Origin of the sequence: Dysgonomonas gadei ATCC BAA-286 (assembly GCF_000213555.1) — a bacterium.
Taxonomy (GTDB): Bacteria; Bacteroidota; Bacteroidia; order Bacteroidales; family Dysgonomonadaceae; genus Dysgonomonas; species Dysgonomonas gadei.
On record NZ_GL891985.1, the window covers coordinates 207662 to 229318 of the forward strand.

General features: G+C 41.2%; 21 protein-coding genes. 7 read left to right on the plus strand and 14 right to left on the minus strand.

The window, feature by feature from the left end:
* Positions 1-9 precede the first annotated feature (9 nt).
* Positions 10-993, plus strand: coding sequence for an alpha/beta hydrolase (locus HMPREF9455_RS13505; protein ID WP_006800268.1), 984 nt, complete (start codon positions 10-12; stop codon positions 991-993).
* A gap of 59 nt (positions 994-1052) precedes the next feature.
* Here the strand turns inward: HMPREF9455_RS13505 and HMPREF9455_RS13510 are convergent, their stop codons facing one another.
* Both HMPREF9455_RS13510 and HMPREF9455_RS13515 read right to left on the minus strand, forming a co-directional pair.
* The gene (locus tag HMPREF9455_RS13510) at positions 1053-1607 is read right to left on the minus strand and encodes an NAD(P)H-dependent oxidoreductase (RefSeq protein WP_006800269.1); all 555 of its coding nucleotides are present in this window, start codon (positions 1605-1607) and stop codon (positions 1053-1055) included.
* Between the two features lie 167 nt (positions 1608-1774).
* A complete protein-coding gene (locus HMPREF9455_RS13515) occupies positions 1775-3715 on the minus strand; it encodes an NAD(+) synthase (RefSeq protein WP_006800270.1) in 1941 nt (646 codons plus the stop codon).
* Positions 3716-4521: 806 nt separating this feature from the next.
* Here HMPREF9455_RS13515 and HMPREF9455_RS13525 point away from each other — a divergent pair.
* Positions 4522-5118 (plus strand): MarC family protein, encoded by a 597-nt coding sequence (locus HMPREF9455_RS13525; RefSeq protein ID WP_006800272.1) that lies wholly within the window; start codon positions 4522-4524, stop codon positions 5116-5118.
* A 101-nt stretch (positions 5119-5219) separates the two neighbouring features.
* Here the strand turns inward: HMPREF9455_RS13525 and trxA are convergent, their stop codons facing one another.
* The 10 genes from trxA to gltX form a co-directional block, all read right to left on the minus strand.
* The gene (gene trxA / locus HMPREF9455_RS13530) at positions 5220-5693 is read right to left on the minus strand and encodes a thioredoxin (RefSeq protein ID WP_006800273.1); all 474 of its coding nucleotides are present in this window, start codon (positions 5691-5693) and stop codon (positions 5220-5222) included.
* Positions 5694-5704: 11 nt separating this feature from the next.
* Entirely contained in the window at positions 5705-5869 is a 165-nt protein-coding gene (locus tag HMPREF9455_RS21655) for a hypothetical protein (protein ID WP_006800274.1), read from the minus strand.
* Entirely contained in the window at positions 5850-6074 is a 225-nt protein-coding gene (locus tag HMPREF9455_RS13535; RefSeq protein ID WP_006800275.1) for a DUF6132 family protein, read from the minus strand. Before HMPREF9455_RS13535 ends, HMPREF9455_RS21655 begins: the two co-directional genes overlap by 20 nt.
* 24 nt (positions 6075-6098) lie before the next feature.
* Complete coding sequence (locus HMPREF9455_RS13540; protein ID WP_006800276.1) at positions 6099-8540, minus strand: DsrE/DsrF/DrsH-like family protein; 2442 nt, start codon at positions 8538-8540, stop codon at positions 6099-6101.
* A 48-nt stretch (positions 8541-8588) separates the two neighbouring features.
* On the minus strand, positions 8589-8948 hold the full coding sequence (locus tag HMPREF9455_RS13545; protein WP_006800277.1) for a MarR family winged helix-turn-helix transcriptional regulator: 360 nt from the start codon (positions 8946-8948) through the stop codon (positions 8589-8591).
* A 179-nt stretch (positions 8949-9127) separates the two neighbouring features.
* Positions 9128-9559 carry a Dabb family protein gene (locus tag HMPREF9455_RS20755; RefSeq protein ID WP_006800278.1) on the minus strand — a complete coding sequence of 144 codons (432 nt, stop codon included), beginning with the start codon at positions 9557-9559 and terminating at the stop codon, positions 9128-9130.
* A 1-nt stretch (position 9560) separates the two neighbouring features.
* Positions 9561-10748 carry a C1 family peptidase gene (locus HMPREF9455_RS13555; protein WP_006800279.1) on the minus strand — a complete coding sequence of 396 codons (1188 nt, stop codon included), beginning with the start codon at positions 10746-10748 and terminating at the stop codon, positions 9561-9563.
* 31 nt (positions 10749-10779) lie between these two features.
* The gene (locus HMPREF9455_RS13560; RefSeq protein WP_006800280.1) at positions 10780-12867 is read right to left on the minus strand and encodes an HD family phosphohydrolase; all 2088 of its coding nucleotides are present in this window, start codon (positions 12865-12867) and stop codon (positions 10780-10782) included.
* A gap of 74 nt (positions 12868-12941) precedes the next feature.
* The gene (locus HMPREF9455_RS13565) at positions 12942-14180 is read right to left on the minus strand and encodes a 3-deoxy-D-manno-octulosonic acid transferase (protein ID WP_006800281.1); all 1239 of its coding nucleotides are present in this window, start codon (positions 14178-14180) and stop codon (positions 12942-12944) included.
* Between the two features lie 11 nt (positions 14181-14191).
* Positions 14192-15703, minus strand: coding sequence for a glutamate--tRNA ligase (gene gltX, locus HMPREF9455_RS13570; protein ID WP_006800282.1), 1512 nt, complete (start codon positions 15701-15703; stop codon positions 14192-14194).
* A gap of 379 nt (positions 15704-16082) precedes the next feature.
* Here gltX and HMPREF9455_RS13575 point away from each other — a divergent pair, with 379 nt between their 5' ends.
* From HMPREF9455_RS13575 to HMPREF9455_RS13590, 4 genes are all read left to right on the plus strand, one after another.
* A complete protein-coding gene (locus HMPREF9455_RS13575; protein WP_006800283.1) occupies positions 16083-16742 on the plus strand; it encodes a CPBP family intramembrane glutamic endopeptidase in 660 nt (219 codons plus the stop codon).
* A 245-nt stretch (positions 16743-16987) separates the two neighbouring features.
* Entirely contained in the window at positions 16988-17371 is a 384-nt protein-coding gene (locus HMPREF9455_RS13580) for a DUF6249 domain-containing protein (RefSeq protein WP_006800284.1), read from the plus strand.
* Positions 17372-17929 (plus strand): RNA polymerase sigma factor, encoded by a 558-nt coding sequence (locus HMPREF9455_RS13585; protein ID WP_006800285.1) that lies wholly within the window; start codon positions 17372-17374, stop codon positions 17927-17929.
* Positions 17930-17968: 39 nt separating this feature from the next.
* The gene (locus HMPREF9455_RS13590; protein WP_006800286.1) at positions 17969-18310 is read left to right on the plus strand and encodes a hypothetical protein; all 342 of its coding nucleotides are present in this window, start codon (positions 17969-17971) and stop codon (positions 18308-18310) included.
* A gap of 90 nt (positions 18311-18400) precedes the next feature.
* On the opposite strand, the gene HMPREF9455_RS13595 is transcribed toward HMPREF9455_RS13590, so the two are convergent.
* A complete protein-coding gene (locus tag HMPREF9455_RS13595; protein ID WP_006800287.1) occupies positions 18401-18676 on the minus strand; it encodes a hypothetical protein in 276 nt (91 codons plus the stop codon).
* A gap of 293 nt (positions 18677-18969) precedes the next feature.
* Positions 18970-20430 carry a tryptophanase gene (locus HMPREF9455_RS13600; RefSeq protein WP_006800288.1) on the minus strand — a complete coding sequence of 487 codons (1461 nt, stop codon included), beginning with the start codon at positions 20428-20430 and terminating at the stop codon, positions 18970-18972.
* Between the two features lie 348 nt (positions 20431-20778).
* Here HMPREF9455_RS13600 and HMPREF9455_RS13605 point away from each other — a divergent pair, with 348 nt between their 5' ends.
* Positions 20779-21600: an aldo/keto reductase gene (locus tag HMPREF9455_RS13605; RefSeq protein WP_006800289.1), complete on the plus strand. Its 822-nt coding sequence runs from the start codon at positions 20779-20781 to the stop codon at positions 21598-21600.
* Positions 21601-21657: the final 57 nt, after the last annotated feature.

Sequence of the window (21657 nt, forward strand, 5' to 3'; positions counted from 1 at the left end):
ATATTGGCTATGAGTAATGATATAAAAAAGCCTCTAAATTACCTGGAGGACCCGCATCTTAGTAAGAAAACCAAAGCTTTTCTTAAAGTATTGAATGCCGCCGGCAAGCCGGTAGAATCGCTGCCTGTACCCGATGCCCGCAATGTACTGGTAGAAGCACAAGCATCTGTAAAGGTAGACTTGTCGGGAATCGACGAATCGGAAAAAACAATCACAGCGGACGGATATACAATCAAGTTGAACATCGTACGTCCGAAAGGAGTAAAGGACAAACTACCCGTGTTCATCTTTATTCATGGCGGAGGATGGGTACTGGGCGATTATCCGACACACCAGCGCCTGGTACGCGATTTGGTGGTAGAATCAGGATATGCTTCCGTCTTTGTAAACTATTCATTATCACCCGAAGCCAAATTTCCGCAGGCAGTCAACGAAGTGTATGCTGCAACAAAGTGGGTTGCAACCCACGGAGATGAAATCAATGTAGACGGTAAACGGCTCGCCGTGGTAGGGAATAGCGCCGGAGGGAACATGGCTACTGTTACCAGCATCAAGGCTAAAGAAAATAACGGGCCCCACATCAAGGTACAAATACTTCTATGGCCTGTCACCGATGCAAGCACCGATTATGAATCATTCAAATTGTATGGTAAAGAGAGGTTTCTCACAACATCTCTTCTCGACTGGATGGCAGGACAATACATCTCAAAACCTGAAGATACCAAGAGTATTTATATGTCCCCGTTATTAGCGTCCATAGAACAACTCAAAGACTTGCCACCTACTCTTATCGAAGTAGCCGAAAACGACATATTAAGAGATGAAGGTGAAGCCTACGGACGGAAACTTGATGAAGCCGGTGTGGACGTAACTACAGTACGGTTCAATAGTGCGATCCATGACTGGGGTATGCTCAACGGGCTAGCCGATACACCGGAAACAAAAGCCCTGATCTTGTTATCCGCCGCGACACTGAAAAAATATCTGAAATAAAGATTCGTATATTATATATAAACGGCTGTTCAGATTGAATAGCCGTTTATATTATCAGATCACCAGATCTCCTGCGAGGTCTGTATAAATTGATTCACGATAGTCTTATATTGCTCTACTCCAATCGAAATATTCTTAGCAGAGTTAGGCGTACCTATTCCATATACAACCAGAGGCGTCTTCCATACCATGCCTGCATATGTAGCTCCAGCTTGATAGGGACGTAGTAATTCATCGACGGAAAAACCTATCTTGCCTCCGCTCCTGTATGCCTCCTGATTCCATCCGGTCGTTGTAACTACCATAAACGGTTTACCCGCAATTGCAGGAGTCTTTGCTAAAGAATTCATCACCTCGTCCTGCCACTCTTTTAGTTTTGCAGGTGCAGACATCCAGTAGAAAGGGAATTGAAAAATGACAAATGATGCTTTGGCCATAATATTCGCCCAATCCGTAACTGTATATTCCTTATCGCCATATAAGTTGTACAAATCTACATCGACAGGATTATATACGGCATCCAGCAAGGCTTTATTAGCTTCCGATTCGTTCCAGTCAGGGTGTGCCAATAGAATGACAACCTTATTCTTTTCATTTCTGTTTTCCAGTTCCATGTGTGATTTTTTTAGAATTAGAATGCGAAGTTCTCCTTCTACAAATATACATTTTTTTTCAATAGTGTTATCTTCAATGTAATATTTGATTAAAAATTTTGCTTTATCTGGTAAAGTCACCTATATTACTCACAGGCAAACCATTACAGACATTACACAGAAGCAAATCAATGCAATGTATCCAACTGCTTCATCCACAAAGCCACCGCTGCATCGCTCGGCATACGCCAGTCACCCCGTGGCGACAGGTTCACTGAACCCACCTTCGGACCATCCGGCAGACACGAGCGTTTGAATTGTTGGGAAAAGAACCGCCAGAAAAATGTCCGCAGCCATTTCAGTATCATTTCATTCTCATACTGCCCACTAAAAGCATGTTTTGCCAGATAATAGATCTTAGCAGGAGAGAAACCGAAACGAAGTACATAATATAAAAAGAAATCGTGTAGAATATAAGGTCCCACCACATCCTCAGTTCTCTGTGCTATTGTCCCGTCCTCTGCCGCAGGGAGCAATTCGGGGCTGACAGGTGTATCCACCACATCTTCCAGAATTATTTTTGACTCCTGATCCATCTGTGTTTCAGCAACCCACGACACCAGGGTACGCACCAGTGTTTTCGGAACACCTGTATTCACAGCATACATAGACATATGGTCACCATTGTAAGTACACCAGCCCAAAGCCAACTCTGAAAGGTCTCCTGTACCGATAACCAAACCATTCACCTTATTGGCATAATCCATCAGTATCTGTGTACGTTCGCGCGCCTGTGAATTTTCGTATGTTATATCATGTGTACCTGCATCATGCTCTATATCTTTGAAATGCTGAACAACCGCATCTTTTATCGATATCTCCTTAATAGTAACGCCCAATGACCGCATCAGCTTTATGGCATTGGTATAGGTACGGTCGGTAGTTCCGAATCCCGGCATTGTAATACCATAGATGCCTTCGCGAGACAAGTTCAGTTTATCAAATGTCTTCACCAATACCAGTAATGCAAGGGTTGAATCGAGTCCGCCCGACACACCTATCACAGCAGTCTTGCCATTCACATGCAGCATCCTCTTTGCCAAACCGCCCACCTGCATGGAAAAGATCTCATCGCAGCGTTCATCCAGTGTAGCATCTTGTGCCGGAACAAAGGGGGTGGACGAAACATAGCGATTGAGTGCAAATTCTTTTTCCTCCTTATTTATATCTATGTCTATCTCTTCGAATTGTATATTATCCAATACCCTGTACTCTGATAATGAGAACGATTTATTTCTCAGCCTGTCATTCCTCAACCGTTCTATATCTATATCTGCCGCTATCAGCTGACTGTCGAATGAGAAACGTTCCGCTTCGGCCAGTACAGACCCGTTTTCGGCTATCAGACTGCTGCCTGCAAAAATAATATCGGTAGTAGATTCTCCAGCTCCGGCGGCCGCATAGACATACCCGGCGATACAACGGGCCGATTGCTGGCTTACCAATGCTTTGCGATAGGCATGCTTTCCTGTGGTCTCATTACTTGCCGACAGGTTGAATATAACTTCAGCCCCGCTCAACGCTGCCGCGCATGATGGAGGAATCGGTGTCCACAAGTCTTCACATATTTCTATTGCAAAGCTGAATCCGGGCGTTCTGAATATCAGATTAATTCCTACAGGTACACACTGTCCGCAGAGGGATGCCGACTGCGCTTTCAATTCCTCCGAGGACGAGAACCAACGTTTTTCGTAAAACTCATTATAATTGGGAAGGAAAGTTTTCGGTACTGCTCCATGAATATACCCGGCGGCAACAACTACCGCCATATTATAAAGCCTGCCTGATATTTCGACCGGCACACCGACAATGACTGTCACCGACAAGTCGCGTGTAGCATCACATATTCGTTGCAGCGATTTCTCCGCTTCCTCGAGGAGCAGCCGTTGCAGGAACAGGTCGCCGCAAGTGTACGCCGTAATACCCAGTTCGGGAAATACAATGACTGAAACGCCCTTGCTCTGCGCTTCGTGTATTTGCTTAAGTATCTCATCTGTATTATAATCACAATCAGCCACCTTTAGCGAAGGACTGGCTGCCGCAACGCGGACAAATCCGTAGTTATTCATATGAGCAATATATTTTTACAATGACAAACTTACAAAAGTTTTTTATGTTGTTTATCTGTTTCTTTTGGACAAACCCATGAAAATTTGAAACTTCTATAATTATCAGTTATTTTTTACATTAATTAACCATAAAATGTTAAAACCTGACACTTCTGACATATTTTTCATTATTTTTTATTCTGTCATTTTTGCATTCATTAACCATTCATGGTTAAATCTCTTTACCTCAAGGGTCACAAAGATTTACACAACCATCGGTCACAGGAGCGTAGCGTATGTAAAGAACACTTTTTTCAGTAAACAGTTAGCAGTAAACCAACTTGTAACTCGTAACTGCCCGCAGGGCGAAGAAATAACATTCGCCGAAGCGAAGGCGAGGCAAACTTGTAACTTTTTCCAAAAAGTAACAAAGGTAACACATATATCAGTAAACAGTCAACAGTTAGCAGTCAACAATAGAACTCCTTTTATCCTCATTGTAAGTCCCCCAAGGGCCAGGGCTGTTAAGTTCTCCACTTTATTCTGTTATTTTCTGCTGTCATTCTGAACGAAGTGAAGAATCCCGACACTGAGAAACGAGATGTTTCACTTCGTTCAACATGACAAAGAGGATATAAGAATTCAGAACTTAACAGCCCTGCCCAAGGGGGATTGAGGGGGTTCTTGTTTATATTTCAAAGAGCTATCGGCTAACAGCTAAACACTATCGGCTATATACATAGATAAACTTCTACAAAAAGAATAAAATTTCATGCATTTGAACCAAAAATATATACCTTTGTTATATCTTAAAAAAAGTAAATATTATGGGATTCGATATCAGTTTAACGCAAATCTTAAGCGCATTTGTAGTCTTGTTCGTTTTAATCGACGTATCAGGCTCCATCCCTATATTTCTAAGTTTCAAAGGGGAAGGTCGGGACGTTAATCCATTACAGGCAGCTATCTATTCATTTATCATAATGACAGCTTTTCTGTTTATCGGAAACTGGGTACTGAAATTATTCAATGTCGATGTTTCATCCTTTGCCGTTGCCGGAGCGCTGGTCATCTTCATCATATCTATAGAGATGATATTCGGCGTGGAAGTCTTCAAAAATGATGCTCCCGGCGGCTCAAAAACACTTGTTCCTATTGTTTTCCCCTTGATAGCCGGACCCGGTACATTTACCGTATTGTTGTCTATGCGCGCAGAATATGATGTCTCGAATATTATTATTGCATTGTTCCTGAATATGATAATCGTATTCCTTGTACTTAGATACCTCAATGTAGTGGAAAAGATACTGGGTATAGGCGGAGTATACGTCTTGCGCAAATTTTTCGGGGTCATAGTTATGGCAATCGCCGTAAGATTATTTACTGCAAATATCAATGCGCTGCTGGACAGCTTGCAGCAATAAAATAAAAGATCCAGTACTTCATTCGAAATACGGGATCTTCTCTTTATTAATTCGAATAAGTTGTTGAATTAAATTATTCAATTACTAATTTCCCAAATACATCATTTCTTCAACAACACCTTATCAATCGCCTCTTTCAATGCAGGCTTAGGCAATGCGCCCTGTGCCATCTGAGGTTGTTCCTCACCCATAGGCACAAACAGCAGGCTCGGGATACTTCTGATTCCGAACAAAGCGGCAAGCTCCTGTTCTTCCTCCGTATTTATCTTATAGATATAAATTTCGCCGTCATATTCAGCAGCCAGTTCTTCCAGTACGGGAGCAATGGCTTTACATGGGCCACACCAGTCGGCATAAAAATCTATCAGTGCGGGTTTGTCGCCCAGATATTTGAATTCACCCGGATTAGCCTCATAGTTAGCTACTTTTTTCAAAAAGTCTATTTTATTTAAATGTATCGTTTTCATCTTAGTCTCCTTTTTTGTTGATTCTTTTGTTTGATTGTTTTTTGTTTGTCCGTTGCAGGAACTGAATGTCAGTCCGGCTATAAACAGCATCAATAAAATATGTTTCATAACTTCCTCTGTTATTTTGGGTTTGTTTCTTCTGTTGTCTGTTCATAATCCGCAGTACCCGTCTGGCAGTATCCTGTAACACAACACGATGATAATATATATATTATAAGCACCGCAAATACCATGCCCTTAATATAGACAGGCAGCATGCTCCATTTATTCACTATCTTGCTCATTCTTTGTTTCTTTTTTGAAAAGGCTGAACAATAAGCTCCCCATCACTGCTCCCCAGATCATACTGTTTACTGGCGAAGCCGTAATAGGACATGTTCCGCTGCTGCATCCGATAAAGTACCAGTACAGATAACCGGTAACGGCTCCGGAAGCTGCACCAGCGACATATGTCCAGTTTCGTTTCAATATGGTTATTAATTTGTCCATTGGTCAAAGATAATTTAATATTTTTCAAATAAACAGATTCACATTAGCATTCTCAGCCCTGTCGAGATAGGCAGCCACACCACCGATGGTAATATCGTCCATCAGTTCCTCTTTCTTTATTCCCATTACATCCATCGACATGGAACAAGCAATAAACTCCACTCCATTATCTTTGGCTTGCTGAATAAGGCTTTCGAGGCTGTCGATACGCTTATCTTTCATTATCATACGCATCATTTTACTGCCCATTCCGCCCATATTCATTTTTGAAAGGCTTAATTTTTTACTGCTCGACGGCAACATTAAACCGAACATCTTACCCATAAAGTCTTTCTTTACAGTTGGTTTTTCCTGCTTCTTTATCACATTCAGCCCCCAGAATGTAAAGAATATACTTACCTTCTTACCCGAAGCCGCCGCTCCGTTAGCTATAACAAAAGATGCTAGCGCACGGTCAAGATCATCACTGAAAACAATGAGCGTTTTATTGTCTCCACGGACAACAGACTTTTCGCCTACAGACTGTTTCTCCACAACAGCAGTAATCACTCCTCCTGAATTCTCCATGCCGAGAACTTTAGCGCCCACCATACGGCTCCATCCATTAAGGTCTTCACCGAAAGCCTGGTCGGTCACTTTTATTTCGAGGCGGTCGCCCGCTTCTATCTGGTCATAGTTTTTTTTCAGTTGCATTATCGGGCCGGGGCATTGCAGCCCACAGGCATCTATCGCGATCGTTTTCATATTGGTGAACTGTTGTATTGCTGGTTTATTTTCTTCTTTACCGGATACATTAGCTGTGTCTAAAGCTGAATAATCTTCTGTGGCGCAGGAATAGGTCTTATACCCTCCCGACAGGTTGAAAATGTCTTTATATCCATGTTGCGCCAAAATGCGATAAGCAATATATCCACGCAATCCGACAGCGCAGTATAATATTATCTTCTTATCTTCCGGTATTTCCTGCAGGCGGCTGCGTATTTCGTCCACAGGGATATTTACCGAGCCGGCGATGTGTCCGAACTGATGTTCTTCCGCAGTACGGGTATCGATAATAAATACATCCCGTTTATCCTGCTTTTTCAGTTCATCCCACTGAATGATATTTACTTTCTTCTTCAGAATATTATCCGCTACAAAGCCTGCCATATTAACAGGATCTTTTGCCGATGAATAAGGTGGAGCATAAGCATGTTCCACTTCCTGCAGATCGTAAATAGTACCTTCCTTTTTTATTACTTGCGCAAACAGGTCGATGCGCTTATCCACACCGTCGAAGCCTACGACCTGAGCGCCTAACAACTTACCATCGGCAGGTGAAAAATTGATTTTCACGGACAGAGGCAATGCATCGGGATAATAGCCTGCATGGGAGCTGCCATGTGTATAGGAAGTAATATGAGGGATATTTTCCCTGTCCAGCAATTTGGACGAAGCCCCTGTGGCGGCAACCGTAAGGTCAAATACCTTGGCTATAGATGTACCTATTGTGCCCGCATACTTATATTTATTATTTTCGAGAATATTGTCTGCTACTATACGTGCTTGCTTATTGGCTGGGCCTGCAAGGGGAATAAGAGCATGCTTGCCGATCACGGGATTGAATACTTCTACTGCATCCCCTAAGGCATACACATCCTCTTCCGACGTCTGCATATAGTCGTTTACCTTAATCCCGCCGAGCGAACCGAGTTCGAGTCCGGCTTCCCTTGCTAGCTTCGTTTCAGGACGGACACCAATACTAAGGATAGCCATACCGGCATCCAACGCAACTCCCTTTTCCAATAAGACTTTCAGGTTATCTCCTTCCGGTTCAAAACCTGTCACCCCTTCTTCGAGATAGAGCGATACGCCTTTTTGCTTCAGGTGCTGATGCACGATAGCAGCCATTGCATAGTCGAGAGGTGCCATCACCTGATTGCCTTTTTCGACCACAGACACCTTTATCCCTGCATCATGCAGGTTTTCCACCATCTCCAGGCCGATAAAACCGCCACCGATAACAACAGCTGTTTTAGGTTTATGCCGATCTATATAACCCTTTATCTTATCCATATCGGGCACATTACGCAAAGAGAATATACGGCTGTCATGCAAACCTGTCAGAGGCGGTTTTATCGGTTCTGCCCCGGTGGATACAATCAGCTTATCGTAACTTTCGATATAACTGTCTCCGGTAGCCAGATTATGTACCAACACAGTTTTGCTTTTAATATCGATACCTGTAACTTCCGACTTTACCCGTATATCTATGTTGAACCGGCTGGTAAAGCCATCTACAGTTTGCACAAACAACCTGTCGCGCTCGCTTATCGTCCCGCCGATATGATATGGCAGACCGCAATTGGCATAGGATACATACTCTCCCCGTTCGAATAATATAATTTCAGCGTTTTCATCTACACGTCTGAGCCTTGCTGCTGCTGTTGCCCCTCCGGCAACTCCTCCGATTATTAGTACTTTCATAATTTATAATATAAATATTTGCTATTAGCAATCAATTGATTAAATTTTTTATTCCTGCAACTTTGAAATTAAAGAAGTCAGTTCGGAAAAATCCATTCCCTGCGCCTGCATTTCTTTTGTTTTCTGTTTCCCCGAGTCCGTCAATGTAAAAATCATCTGACGTTTATCGGTAGTTCCCATTTCACGGACTATATACCCCTTGTCCTCCACGGTGGTAATGACACGAGAGACACGCGAATTAGATAAGCCTACAAAGTCACACAACTCATTAGCCGACCTCGGCTTACCGTCTTTCAGACAGCAAAGCAACATCCCTTCGTTGATAGTGATACCATTAGCTTCAGAAAAACGCTTTTCGAAGTTGTAAAGGGCTTTATATATATCTTTTAATTTACAAATTGGTTCCATTTTATTTATTTGCTAGTACGAAATATTTACAAAGGAAATATTTTTATTTGAATATACAAAATATTTTAGTGCTTTTTATATAGAACAAAAAGGTTTAAAAAGGTTTAAAAAGATTCTCATAAAAAAAGAGGATGAATATATACCCATCCTCCTCAAACTATATTATATATAACAACTGATTATTTGACAGCTACAAAATCCGCCTCAAGAAAATTTGTGACCTCGGTATCCCAACGTTCTTTTACAAATTTTACATGCTCAGGATGATCATTATAGGCCTTATAGGCTTCCTGATTATCGAAAACCATTGAAAAATAGAACTTATATTCATTCTTACTGCTTACCTGACGCGAAACTTCGAAGTTTTTCACCATAGGAAGAGCACTTAAAATACGTTGTCCGTCTTGTAAGAACTTATCGGTTTCGGGGGCATTCACATCGTATTTCAGATTGAACATGACTGTATGCCGTATATTCCCTTTTTCAAGTTTTGCCGAAGTACCGGATTGTTCAACGACAACGTTTTCACTTACCTCTTTCTCCTGCTTAGACCCGTTACATGCGCTAAACAAAGAAGATATAAACAGAAGTCCTACTATTCTTATTATCATATTATTTGAGAGTAAGTTTCTTGGCTATTCCTTTTGGTAAAGCATCTTTGTGTATCATTACACTCATTGTCTTATACTTTACAAACGCTTCCGAAGCATACCAGATACCTTTATATGCGCCAGCCTCACCCCAGGAGTTTTTCACCAGATAATACTTATTTCCATTCTGGTCTTTAGCGATGCCATATATCTGCATACCATGATCGTCGGTAGTTTCCTGATTATCGTATGCTATCTGACGCATCTCCTGTGTAATTGTTTTTTCTTTCACAGGTCCCTCTTCTATCTTAGCTTTTATACGATTGTTTTTCTCTGTTTGAGAAAGACCTAGCCAATGTGCCTGGTCCGAACCTACATTTTCAGGAGCCTCGTCGTCAGGAATAACAGCTAAGCCGTTACGGGTAAAACCGATCTCGCTCACATCGGTAGCCCATGCTACTGTATAGCCGTTATTCAAGGCATCATCGATAGTTTGCATCAATTCATCTATTGGCAGGTTATATGAAAGCGACCAACGCCAGTTGTCCGGTATCTCAAGGGCAAACGGAGCATAGAACGGATGATGAGTAAACGAGGTAAGAGATATATAATTACTTGCCTCCAATCCTAAAGATTGACGCAGCGACCCCGCAGTATATGATTTTCCCTGATATTGGAAATTTTGAGGAACAGATCCGAAGTAAGCATCAAGAATACCATTCAAACCTTGTTTCCATACCGGGGAGATACGCTTATTCTTATTTTCGTTAACACCTTTTACATATCCGGAAAGGCCGGCTTCAACTTCTCCGTGTTTGTGCATAGTTTCACCATAGTTAAGACCGGTATAAGCCTCATTCGGAAGTACACCATACTCATTTAATGTTTCTACCACATCGGCAAAAGAGCCTCCCTGAGCAAAATTCAGGTTACCTCCCACCCTTACAAACTTATCCGCCTTATCTGCATAATTGCGGCGCACAATGTACATTTCCGACAGGTCGTGCTCACCTTTACCCATACGGATAATTTCCGATTCGAGAAAGCCCAGTCCTGAGAAACTCCAGCAAGTACCACTATTCCCCTGATTCTTGATAGAGGTGATTGGATTTTCTTTCACAACCGAAAACTGATAACCGCTTCCGGCACTCTGGGCACTTATACCCAATGTCAGCAAAATAAATGCTGATAACACTACTAATTTTTTCATCTATGTTTTAGTTTTTACAGTATTAAAATCCTTATTGTTCTATCAATGTCTCGTCATTCTGCTTCTTCAATTCGGGATAGGCTACACGCATATGACGCATACTTACCAGTTTTTCGGAAAACACTTCTTTTGCTAATTCTATATCTTTAAAAGTAATCGGCGCATTCTTGAAAAGCCCATCGGCCACCTGCGAATCTACAAGCCTGTTGACTAGTTCACTTATTGCTTCTTTACTGTTATCTTTCAGGCTACGAGATGCGGCCTCTATAGTATCTGCCATCATCAACAAAGCGGTTTCACGGGTAAACGGATTAGGACCCGGATAAGTAAAATCGGCCTCATCCACCACTTCATCGGGATGACTATTTACATATGAATTATAGAAATACTTTGCTTTCCCTTTTCCGTGGTGTGTCTGTATAAAATCGATAATCTGTTGCGGCAGATTATATTTTCTGGCAATCTTCACCCCTTCTGCGACATGTCCGATAATAATGCGGGCACTTTCCTTCTCTGTAAGCCCGGCATGCGGATCGATACCTTCAACCTGATTTTCGGTAAAGAAAATAGGGTTTACCATTTTACCTATATCATGATAAAGAGCCCCTGTACGGACAAGAGTCGCATTCGCCCCTATACGGTGTGCCGCCGACACCACCAGTGTGGATACCTGCATCGAGTGCTGGAATGTTCCGGGCGCGACTTCGGACAACTCCTGTAACAATGGCCTGTTGGTATTCGATAATTCTATCATGCTCACTTCGGAGATGAAACCGAAAACCCGTTCGCACATATAGACCAGCAAATAAGCAAATGATACAAATACAAAGTTGATGCAGAAATAAATATACATTCTTCCGTTCTCTATCAGGAGAGAGGGGTCTCCTTCTGTACATAGAATCCAGGCCGTGTATGTAATCACATACGTCAGCAAAATGAGAATGGAGCAATACACGAGCTGAGAACGCTCCGAAAGATTTCTCAGACTGAATATACACATATATCCTATCATCACCTGAATAACTATAAATTGTGCCATCTGAGCCAATGGAAGCATCAGGGCACAAATGAGCACGGTAATCATATGTGTGGTCATAGCTGTCCGCGAATCGATAAATGTACGGATCAGTATAGTAGGTATGGCAAAGGGAACCAAATACATCAGGCTGAACATCTTGGTGTCGGCCATCAGCCCGGTGATAATGGGAAATATCCCGACCATTATAAGTATGAAAATGATATTCTTCCGGTTGTTATACTCATGCAACCTGTAAAACTTAAGATACACCATCAGCGACATCAACAGCAAAGAGAGCATGACAAGCTCTCCGAACATCAGCCAGCCGGGCTTGGACTTTGTACCTACTTTGCTTTCTACTTCACGGTTGTAAGAATCAAGTATATTCTTTGTACGGGCATCGACGATCTCGCCCCGGTCTATTATTTTTTCTCCCGATTGGACTTCTCCCTCGTATAATGCTACCTGCTTGAGCAGTTCTTCCTTCTCGTTAGACGACATCTTTTCGTCATACAGCACGTTTACATTCAGGTAGTCATTCAAGTTGATAGCTCGCAAATGACTTATATCTACACTGGATGGCGCATCACTTATTATTTTCTCATAAGCCTGCTTAGGGGTATAGAAAGATGCCAGATGGCGGGTACTGGCAACATTATTATCATTTACCAGTTGCAGTTGTTTTTTGTTCAGTTGCTGAACTTTATCATAATCCTCAGCGGATATTATACCGGCCTTATATACTTCGTTGAGTTTACGGTTCACATAACTTATATATTCTGAGGGGATACTCTTCGCTAAAGCATCCTGCGAAAACTGAGATACTGTCTTCTTTGATATGGTAAGATCGGTATAATAATATGGCTGATAAGACCGCATTATGCTGTCTTTTTCTGCTTGTACCTGCTTATCGGATTTATGGATATGAAAATTGAACGGAGCAGTCAGCAAACCATATTGCCAGGGCCTGTTCTCGGTATATGAATACTTATATTTGCCTTCACGGGGCAAAAAATACCAAATGACCAGAATAGTCACTATAAAAAAAACCGGGGTAGGTATCTTAATCTTGGAATTGAATATCTTATTAATTTGCGCCATAACACTATGGTTTAGAATACAAATCTACAAGAATATTTTTTATTAGAAGAAAAATATACCTGAAAACGAAGAGTTCACAGTTTCAGTACATTCATTACCCTGTCTACGACTCCACTATTGGAACGGACATAATCTCCCGCATGTTTTCCGGCAGCGCTGAGGGTTTCGTCATATTGGAGAAATTCGTCCATCAACCCTCTGAATGATTCGGTATCAGCGATAGAATATCCTCCCCCCTGTTCGCGAAGCCCCTGGGCTTCACGGAATTTCTTGAAGTTGGGTCCAAATATCACAGGAATTTCATATACAGCAGCCTCAAGTACGTTATGTATGCCGACACCAAAGCCACCTCCCACATATGCGACCTGCCCATACCGGTAAATGGACGACAAAAGGCCTATACAGTCGATGATAAGGCAATCATAATCGGCCATCATCTCAGGTATGGCATTCGAATAACGGATGTAAGGTCGTTGAAGATTGCCCTCTATATATTTCAGGTGAGCTTCATTTATTTCGTGCGGCGCAATTATCATCTTCAGGTCGGTAGTCATATTGAAGTATGACATAATCACATCTTCATCTTTTGGCCACGAACTGCCTGCTACCAATATTTTTTCACTTTCGGCGGCGGCCTTCTTAGCAAATGCCTCGACAATATTTAACTGTTTAGCCTGTTGCTTTATATCGAGTACCCTGTCGAAACGGGTATCGCCACATACTTCTACATTTGTCACTTTTATATCCCGCAACAATTCGGACGAATTGGTATCCTGCACACAGATGCATGTATATTTTTTCAGCAATTTGCGCATATCCATTCCATACCATTTGAAGAAGATCTGTGAAGAACGGAAGATAGCCGAAACCATATAGATAGGTATTCCCTGCTTGTGAAGGGTATTCACAAAATTATACCAGAACTCGTATTTGATAAATATTGCCATTTCGGGCTTTACCAGTTTCAAGAACTTCTTTACATTGCGTCTCTTATCGAATGGCAGGTAACAAACAATATCGGCCAGTGGATAATCTTTACGGACTTCATATCCCGACGGGGAAAAGAATGTAAGTAATATCTTATATTCAGGATTCTTACGTTTTACTTCTTCTATTATCGGACGACCCTGTTCAAACTCACCGAGCGAAGCAGCATGAAACCATATATATTTTGCATTAGGGTCAACTTTTTCCTTGAGTACCTTATATGTTTGCTTATGCCCTACTATCATCTTTCTCGCCTTCTTGTGGAAAGGGGAAATGATGCGAACGATAAATGCATACAGATATATGGCGAAATTATAAAAAAACATGTTTACGAATTTTAAAGGTCCTGAATCGCTTTTTGCAGACGAACGATAGTCTCGTCCTTACCAATAGCAGCCGTTATATCGAACATATGCGGACCTTTCGATTCGCCCACAACAGCCAGACGGAAAGCATTCATAATATTCCCCAGATGGTAACCTTTCGATTCTATCCATGCTTTTACAATTTCTTCCTGACTGTGCGCAGAGAAATCGTCTATATCCTTCAATATATCGATCAATTCGGCCATTTGCGCAGGAGAGTCTTCTTTCCAGCGTTTTTTCACCACCTTTTCATCGTATGAAACAGGTGCAACGAAAAAGAAGAAGGATTGGTCCCATAATTCTTTCACAAAGCTCACCCGCTCTTTAACCAGTCCCACGACTGTTTCTACATAGCCGAGAGTAACATCAACTCCTTTTTCCTCCAGAATGGGATAATATATATTAGCTATTTCGGCATTCGGGCGCAATTGTATATACTGATGGTTGAACCACTTGCCTTTTTCATAATCGAATTTAGCTCCGCTCTTGCTACATTTTTCAAGAGAGAAAAGCTGTACAAGTTCATCCATAGACATAATCTCCTGATCGTTGCCCGGATTCCAGCCTAAGAGTGCAAGAAAGTTGATAACGGCTTCGGGCAAATAACCGCTTTCGCGGTAGCCGGATGAAATCTCTCCTGTTTTCGGGTCTTTCCACTCCAACGGGAATACGGGGAATCCCAGACGGTCTCCGTCACGCTTGCTCAATTTACCGTTTCCTTCGGGTTTAAGCAATAATGGCAGATGGGCAAATTGCGGCATAGTAGCCTCCCATCCGAAAGCTTTATATAAAAGCACATGCAAAGGGGCCGACGGCAACCATTCTTCACCACGGATAACGTGGGTGATTTCCATCAGATGGTCATCGACAATATTTGCCAGATGATATGTAGGCAGGTTATCGGCCGACTTAAATAATACTTTGTCGTCGAGCACCGAAGAATTGTATTTTACTTCGCCACGGATAATGTCATTTACAAGCACTTCCTGATTAGCTTCTATTTTGAAGCGAACAACATACTGATTACCTCCATCGATCAGAGCCTGTACTTCTTCGCTGCTTAGTGTCAAGGAATTCCGCATTTCGCCACGTGTAGATGCATCGTACTGAAAATTGGCTACGGCAGCGCGCTTTAACTCAAGTTCTTCCGGTGTATCGAAAGCAATATACGCTGCACCTTTGTCCAATAATACATCGACATATTTACGGTATACCTCTTTCCTGTCCGACTGGCGGTATGGAGCATAAGCCCCGCCAACATGCGTCCCTTCATCAAACTTTAGCCCGAGCCATGTAAGAGCCTCTATTATATACTCTTCGGCTCCGGGAACAAAACGTTGCGAATCGGTATCTTCGATACGGAGAACAAAGTCTCCACCGTGCTTTTTAGCAAACAGGTAATTGTATAATGCCGTGCGTACACCTCCAATATGCAATGGGCCTGTAGGGCTGGGTGCAAAGCGTACCCGTACTTTCTGAGACATATCTTATAGTTTAAATCAAGGCTACAAAAGTATATAAAATAAGTGAAAAACGAATTAGCTGTATCTGATTTATGATTTTGAAACCAATTTATCTATGCTAAAAAGCTATTAGTGATTAGCCTTCAGTTTTTATAAACTGTATATAAACAAATAATACCCCCTTTGCCACCGCCCCTATAGAGAAGACGCGAGGATGACTAGCTTTTAACAAAAACAGACGGAACACATAATACTGAAATAGTGGCGGCGGATAAGGAACTGGAAGAAGAACAAATCAAAAGATTCACACGGCTGAGAGAGGTAGAAAAAAAATAATTTAAACAGGTTCTAAATATAAATCGAATTTTCATAACTTCGTGCGATACAATTGTGATACGATATGGAAAACAGCAATATAAGCCTTTATAAGAAAGACAGGAATATTATCATCTTATCCCCTTTCATTATTATTCTTATAAATATAATCGTTGCTCTTTCTTTCGGAAAACTGATCGGAAAATGGGCTTTTATTCCTGTTATCCTTATAGAATGGTGTATATTTTCTTTCCTTATATTCAGATATGGAGGAATAAATTCGGTGAAAAACTGGCTAAAAAAACCACAGGGAGGTATTGGCTGGACTATACTTGCACTTTCAACAGGACTTATATGCCTGCCTATATTTATATTCAATAAACATTTACTGACAGTATGGACAATATGGCTTCCCTGGATAGCACTGGCAGTAATAAACCCATGGCTGGAAGAATTTTATTGGAGAGGCCTTTTGTCAGATTACACAAACAATTGGAATAAATGGCTATCTATATTCTATACCAGTGTTGTTTTCTCTGCTAACCATGCTGTATTCGGGTTAAACTCCAACATGCTCAGAGGACCGGAACTCGTTACATCCACACTTATAATGGGTATAATATGGGCAATAGTTTACAAAAAGACAGGGAGCCTGAGATGGGCTATTTTTGCTCATTTCATGGTTGATTTTCTCAGTTTATCAGCGCCTGCATTCTTAGATTTACTGAATATGGGAAGAAGGTAGAACTCTATACTGACAATGGCACAATATTATGGAAAAGTAAAAACGAAAAAAGGTTAGGCTTGTTAGATTTTAACCGGCAATAAATATTATCCTTAAATAAGAATAAATAAAACACTACAAATCAATTGATTACAAAACAATATAAGTTTTACTGAAAAATATCTTCAAAAATTTGTAACCGAATGCAACAGCACGTAGTCATATATTCGGAAACAGATTAATTAACCATATAAAAATTAGAAATTATGGACTTTATGCACAACATTATACCAATTGTAGCTATCCTTTCTTCAGTAGCACTCCCTATTGGTTTCGGTATGTTCCTTGGACTAAAATCAATTGCATCGAAACACAAAGAACGCATGGAATTGATAAAACAAGGTATTATCCCACCGGATCAGACAAAGCCGACTCCAAACAAATACAGATCATTACGGAACGGCATCCTTTGCGTAGGCATTGCACTGGGACTTATTATAGCCCTTATCATATCGCGGGTTATGGAACTTGGAGAAGACGAGGCTTTCTGGGTAGTTGCCTCCGGAATACTATTGTTCCTCGGATTAGCCTATGTAACATTTTACATACTGGTGAAAGATAAAAAAGAATTTGACGACGACGCTGAATAAATGAATGAAAAGCAACAGATACACAAAGTGCTGAAGGGGGATACTGCCGCCTTCGGCTACTTTGTAGATACCTATCAGGACATGGCTATCACCATAGCTTTCCGTGTCTGCGGAAACAAGCAGGACGCGGAAGATATAGTGCAGAATGCCTTTGTCAAAGCTTTTCACAATTTGCATACATTCAGGGCCGACAGTAAATTCTCTACATGGTTTTACCGTATTGTTTACAACACCGCCGTCACGGAGACGAGAGGCAATATATACAACACCGAATTTGTGGATTATAAACAAATCGACATGAACGACTCTTATTCCGATATGGACACCATGGCTCAGGTAGAAGAAAATGAGCGGAAAGAGCTTATCAATAAAGCGATGGACCGCATACCTAAAGATGAAGCTGTGATACTAACCCTATACTATCTTGAAGACAACTCGGTAAAGGACATTGTACAGATAACGGGGCTGACTGATGCAAATATTAAAGTAAAGCTGCACCGGGCAAGAAAACGATTTGCCGACACCATAAACCTACTAATGAGGCATGAATGTGCCTAAGAAAATTTTTTATATATTTGAATAAATAAAAACAACGATATGCAAGATGATAAGATAAAGGAACTTCTGTCGGGCACTAAGATGAAAGCCGGAGAGAGTCTGAAATACAGAATCATGCAACAGATAGAAACGGAGAAGGCTCTGGTTCCCAAAAAGAAAGTGAACACACGCCCCGTTATAAAAAACATGCTCACCACTTTCGGTGTTATGTATGCACTCATCGCCATTGTAGGGATGGCTGTGTATTCGACATCGGGACAGAGCGGGTTAAGCTCGGCTACTTTCCTTGTTCCGGTAGTACTTATATCCTCTGTTTGCAGCATGTTTTGGATGATCTCGGTTTACGACGACCGCAGACGCAGCAAACATAAGGCTAAATAATAGCGAAAAATAAAAACGGCCTCAATCAATCGAGGCCGTTTCCTTACGTATACTAGTGAGGTATTTTATAATATGTAAGTATTCTTTCGTTTATTTTTTTACTTCACTTTTTACTTTTTTTGCTTCAGATTTTACTTCAGATTTAACAGTCTTTGCATCTGATTTCACATCAGCTTTTGCAGCCTTTGCATCGCTTTTTAGAACTTTAGTTTCTTTCTTTGCAGTTTTTTCTGCAGCCTTTACATCAGCCTTAGCTTCTTTTTTCACTTTAGATGCTTCTGATTTTGGAGTAACATTTTGAGCCATAACACTAGTAGACGCAATTAATGCAATTGCCATAACACTTGAAAGAATAATCTTTTTCATAATTTTTTGTCAATTAAAAAAGTTAAACATGTTGTTTAAATACGGAGCAAATGTATATCTGATTTCAGATTAGCCGCTGTTAATCCGCGTTAAAAAAAATGGCTCTATGTGTAAGGATTATTAAGGATTATTTACTTCGTTTAAATAGTGTCTCAGCGCTTGTTTTAGAACAAAAAATATATCCGGATTTTACACTTTTATTTACACTTTCACTAATTTAAGGTTTATTAGCATCAAATTGTCAGCAATAAAAAAAGGATCCGAAAATTATCGAATCCTTTCCTAATATATATCTATAAACTATCTCCAAAATCCTCCTTAAATTTCTCCAATAGTTTTTGTGGCCAATCGCTCACCGGTTCAAGCCCGCCCATAAAGAAACGGAGGACAGGCGGTTCATACACAAATCTAAGCCCTCCTATCAGATGGCGGTTCTCATAGAGCCAGGTCATACGGTCTTCCACATATTTGATCTGAGAAAGGGTGAATACACGGCGGGGAACGGCCAGACGCAGCAACTCCATATCGGCATATGTCTCATTGCCATATTCATCGCGCTGATTAGAAACTGAACCCCGTTCCATACCACGAATTCCCGAAATAAGGAAGAATGCGGCGGCAAGCGATCCTGCCGGATACTCCGTCTGAGGAATGTGAGAGCAGATTTCCATCGCGTTCACGTGGCAGCCCAGTACTCCCGCAGGAGTCACCACAGGGATACCCTTGGCATCGAGCGCATTCACTAAATAGGCGATAAATTGAGGGCTTTGGCAAATCATACTTTCATCCAGTGTCTCGTACAAACCCACCGCTATCGCTTCTATTTCCCGGACCGACATACCTCCATAGGTAAGGAATCCTTCGAACAGAGGGACCAGAGGCTCCAGTTCTTTGAATATCGCATGATTGTTGGTACAGATACCACCTCCACGGGATGAGCTTAATTTACGGGCCGAGAAGTAAACAAGATCAGCAAGGCCTGTCATACAAAGTATAATTTCAGCCATCGAACTATTCTTAAATTCTTCCTCCCGCTGTTTTACCAACCAGGCGTTTTCGCCAAGTAAGCTGGCATCCAATACAAGTTTGATTCCGTATTTATCGGCGATAGCGCGAACTCCCCGCAGATTCTCTATAGAAAAAGGTTGACCACCAATCAGGTTTGTGGAGGCCTCCATACGGATGTACGGTATATTTGCCGCCCCATGCTTTGTAATGCATTTCTCCAGCTTTTCCAGATTCATATTCCCTTTGAAAGGGTGTTTACTGTTTATCACATAGGCTTCGTCATACAACAGCTCTTCTATCTTACCGCCATATTGGGTTATGTGCGCCATCGCCGTTGTGAAGTGGTAATTCATAGGCACAATACTGCCCTTACGGATAAAAGCATTGGAGATAATATTTTCGGCAGCACGTCCCTGATGTACCGGTAAAAGGTACTTCTTGCCGAGAACATCTTCAACGGCTTTTTGATAACGTACAAAACTCTGCGAACCCGCATAGGCATCGTCGGCAATCATCATGGCCCCCATTTGGCGGTCGCTCATAGCGTTTGTTCCGCTATCGGTAAGCATATCAAGGAATACATCCTTCGTATCGAGTCTGAATGTATTGAACCCGGCTTCGCATAACGCTTCCAAGCGGCGTTCGATGGGAACTAAATGTAATTTTTGCACTACACGTACCTTGTGCAGCTCCAGTGGAATATCTTCTCCACCATAGAATTTAATTTTAGTTGAATTGTCTGACATGATATTAGTTTATATAGTATGTTAAAATAGATAACGCAAGATATAAATAATTATTCAATAAGCAACAGAATTGCACATTAGATAATGAAAATTCACAAAACAAGAAACTTTAGCTGTCCTTTTGTTAATATTTAACTCATAATAAATCATCTTGTGAAGGCTATAGAATCAGAAAGATAGTACCTCTACTGTTAAAAACCGGCAGCATGCCTACCTGTGTGCTTATTGTTTATTCCAAGACATCAAAGGACTAAAGATCAATCTGCATATATAAAAATTATCTAAACTTAATAACAGCTTTAATTGTTAAATTAGCAGCATAATCAATAATCTCAAAATATATAAACAATGGAAAAAGTAAAACTGAATAATGGAGTGGAAATGCCATGTATTGGTTTAGGTGTTTTTCGTATCGAGGATAACACCGAGGCACAAAGAGTAGTAGAAACCGCGCTAAAGGTCGGATACAGGCATATTGACACGGCTATGTATTATCACAACGAAGAAGCAGTAGGCAAAGCAATCAAAAATTCAGGTATTCCACGAGAAGAAATTTTCGTCACCACCAAAATGTGGAATGCCGACCAACGGAATGGAAAAGTAAAGGAAGCATTCGAAGCCAGCCTGAAAAGGCTCAATCTGGACTATCTGGATTTGTACCTGATACACTGGCCGGTAGAGGGTAAATTTGTTGAAACATGGAAGAAATTCGAAGAAATTTACCAGAGCGGAAAAGTAAAAGCTATCGGGGTAAGTAATTTCAAGCAACATCATCTCGAAACATTGCTAAAGGAGGCAACAATAGTACCTGCAGTAAATCAGATAGAACTACATCCCTACCTGACACAGCAAAACGATCTGGATTTCTGCAAAAAAGCAGGCATTCAGACAGAGGCATGGAGTCAGTTTGCCGCAAATCAGACAGGTTTATTCGAAGAAAAAATACTGACGGATTTAGCTGTAAAATATTCAAAATCTCCAGCCCAGATCATCCTTCGCTGGGACTATCAAAGAGGGGTGGTAACGATACCAAAATCTGCCAACGAAAAGAGAATGGCTCAGAACCTCCATATATTCGACTTTAAACTGACAGAAGAGGAGATTGGAAAAATCAATTCATTAAATAAGAATAAACGTGTCGGTCCAGATCCGGATCATGTTGATTTTTGAAAAATCTATTATAAGAAGCCTCCTCGAATTCCTTTAAATTTGAGGAGGCTTTTGTCT

What these genes read in the sequence shown, in the direction of transcription:
- HMPREF9455_RS13505 (WP_006800268.1), top strand. Translation starts at nt 10, where the DNA reads ATGAGTAATGATATAAAAAAGCCTCTAAATTACCTGGAGGACCCGCAT.
- HMPREF9455_RS13510 (WP_006800269.1), bottom strand. Translation starts at nt 1,607, where the DNA reads ATGGAACTGGAAAACAGAAATGAAAAGAATAAGGTTGTCATTCTATTG.
- HMPREF9455_RS13515 (WP_006800270.1), bottom strand. Translation starts at nt 3,715, where the DNA reads ATGAATAACTACGGATTTGTCCGCGTTGCGGCAGCCAGTCCTTCGCTA.
- HMPREF9455_RS13525 (WP_006800272.1), top strand. Translation starts at nt 4,522, where the DNA reads ATGGGATTCGATATCAGTTTAACGCAAATCTTAAGCGCATTTGTAGTC.
- trxA (WP_006800273.1), bottom strand. Translation starts at nt 5,693, where the DNA reads ATGAAACATATTTTATTGATGCTGTTTATAGCCGGACTGACATTCAGT.
- HMPREF9455_RS21655 (WP_006800274.1), bottom strand. Translation starts at nt 5,869, where the DNA reads ATGAGCAAGATAGTGAATAAATGGAGCATGCTGCCTGTCTATATTAAG.
- HMPREF9455_RS13535 (WP_006800275.1), bottom strand. Translation starts at nt 6,074, where the DNA reads ATGGACAAATTAATAACCATATTGAAACGAAACTGGACATATGTCGCT.
- HMPREF9455_RS13540 (WP_006800276.1), bottom strand. Translation starts at nt 8,540, where the DNA reads ATGAAAGTACTAATAATCGGAGGAGTTGCCGGAGGGGCAACAGCAGCA.
- HMPREF9455_RS13545 (WP_006800277.1), bottom strand. Translation starts at nt 8,948, where the DNA reads ATGGAACCAATTTGTAAATTAAAAGATATATATAAAGCCCTTTACAAC.
- HMPREF9455_RS20755 (WP_006800278.1), bottom strand. Translation starts at nt 9,559, where the DNA reads ATGATAATAAGAATAGTAGGACTTCTGTTTATATCTTCTTTGTTTAGC.
- HMPREF9455_RS13555 (WP_006800279.1), bottom strand. Translation starts at nt 10,748, where the DNA reads ATGAAAAAATTAGTAGTGTTATCAGCATTTATTTTGCTGACATTGGGT.
- HMPREF9455_RS13560 (WP_006800280.1), bottom strand. Translation starts at nt 12,867, where the DNA reads ATGGCGCAAATTAATAAGATATTCAATTCCAAGATTAAGATACCTACC.
- HMPREF9455_RS13565 (WP_006800281.1), bottom strand. Translation starts at nt 14,180, where the DNA reads ATGTTTTTTTATAATTTCGCCATATATCTGTATGCATTTATCGTTCGC.
- gltX (WP_006800282.1), bottom strand. Translation starts at nt 15,703, where the DNA reads ATGTCTCAGAAAGTACGGGTACGCTTTGCACCCAGCCCTACAGGCCCA.
- HMPREF9455_RS13575 (WP_006800283.1), top strand. Translation starts at nt 16,083, where the DNA reads ATGGAAAACAGCAATATAAGCCTTTATAAGAAAGACAGGAATATTATC.
- HMPREF9455_RS13580 (WP_006800284.1), top strand. Translation starts at nt 16,988, where the DNA reads ATGGACTTTATGCACAACATTATACCAATTGTAGCTATCCTTTCTTCA.
- HMPREF9455_RS13585 (WP_006800285.1), top strand. Translation starts at nt 17,372, where the DNA reads ATGAATGAAAAGCAACAGATACACAAAGTGCTGAAGGGGGATACTGCC.
- HMPREF9455_RS13590 (WP_006800286.1), top strand. Translation starts at nt 17,969, where the DNA reads ATGCAAGATGATAAGATAAAGGAACTTCTGTCGGGCACTAAGATGAAA.
- HMPREF9455_RS13595 (WP_006800287.1), bottom strand. Translation starts at nt 18,676, where the DNA reads ATGAAAAAGATTATTCTTTCAAGTGTTATGGCAATTGCATTAATTGCG.
- HMPREF9455_RS13600 (WP_006800288.1), bottom strand. Translation starts at nt 20,430, where the DNA reads ATGTCAGACAATTCAACTAAAATTAAATTCTATGGTGGAGAAGATATT.
- HMPREF9455_RS13605 (WP_006800289.1), top strand. Translation starts at nt 20,779, where the DNA reads ATGGAAAAAGTAAAACTGAATAATGGAGTGGAAATGCCATGTATTGGT.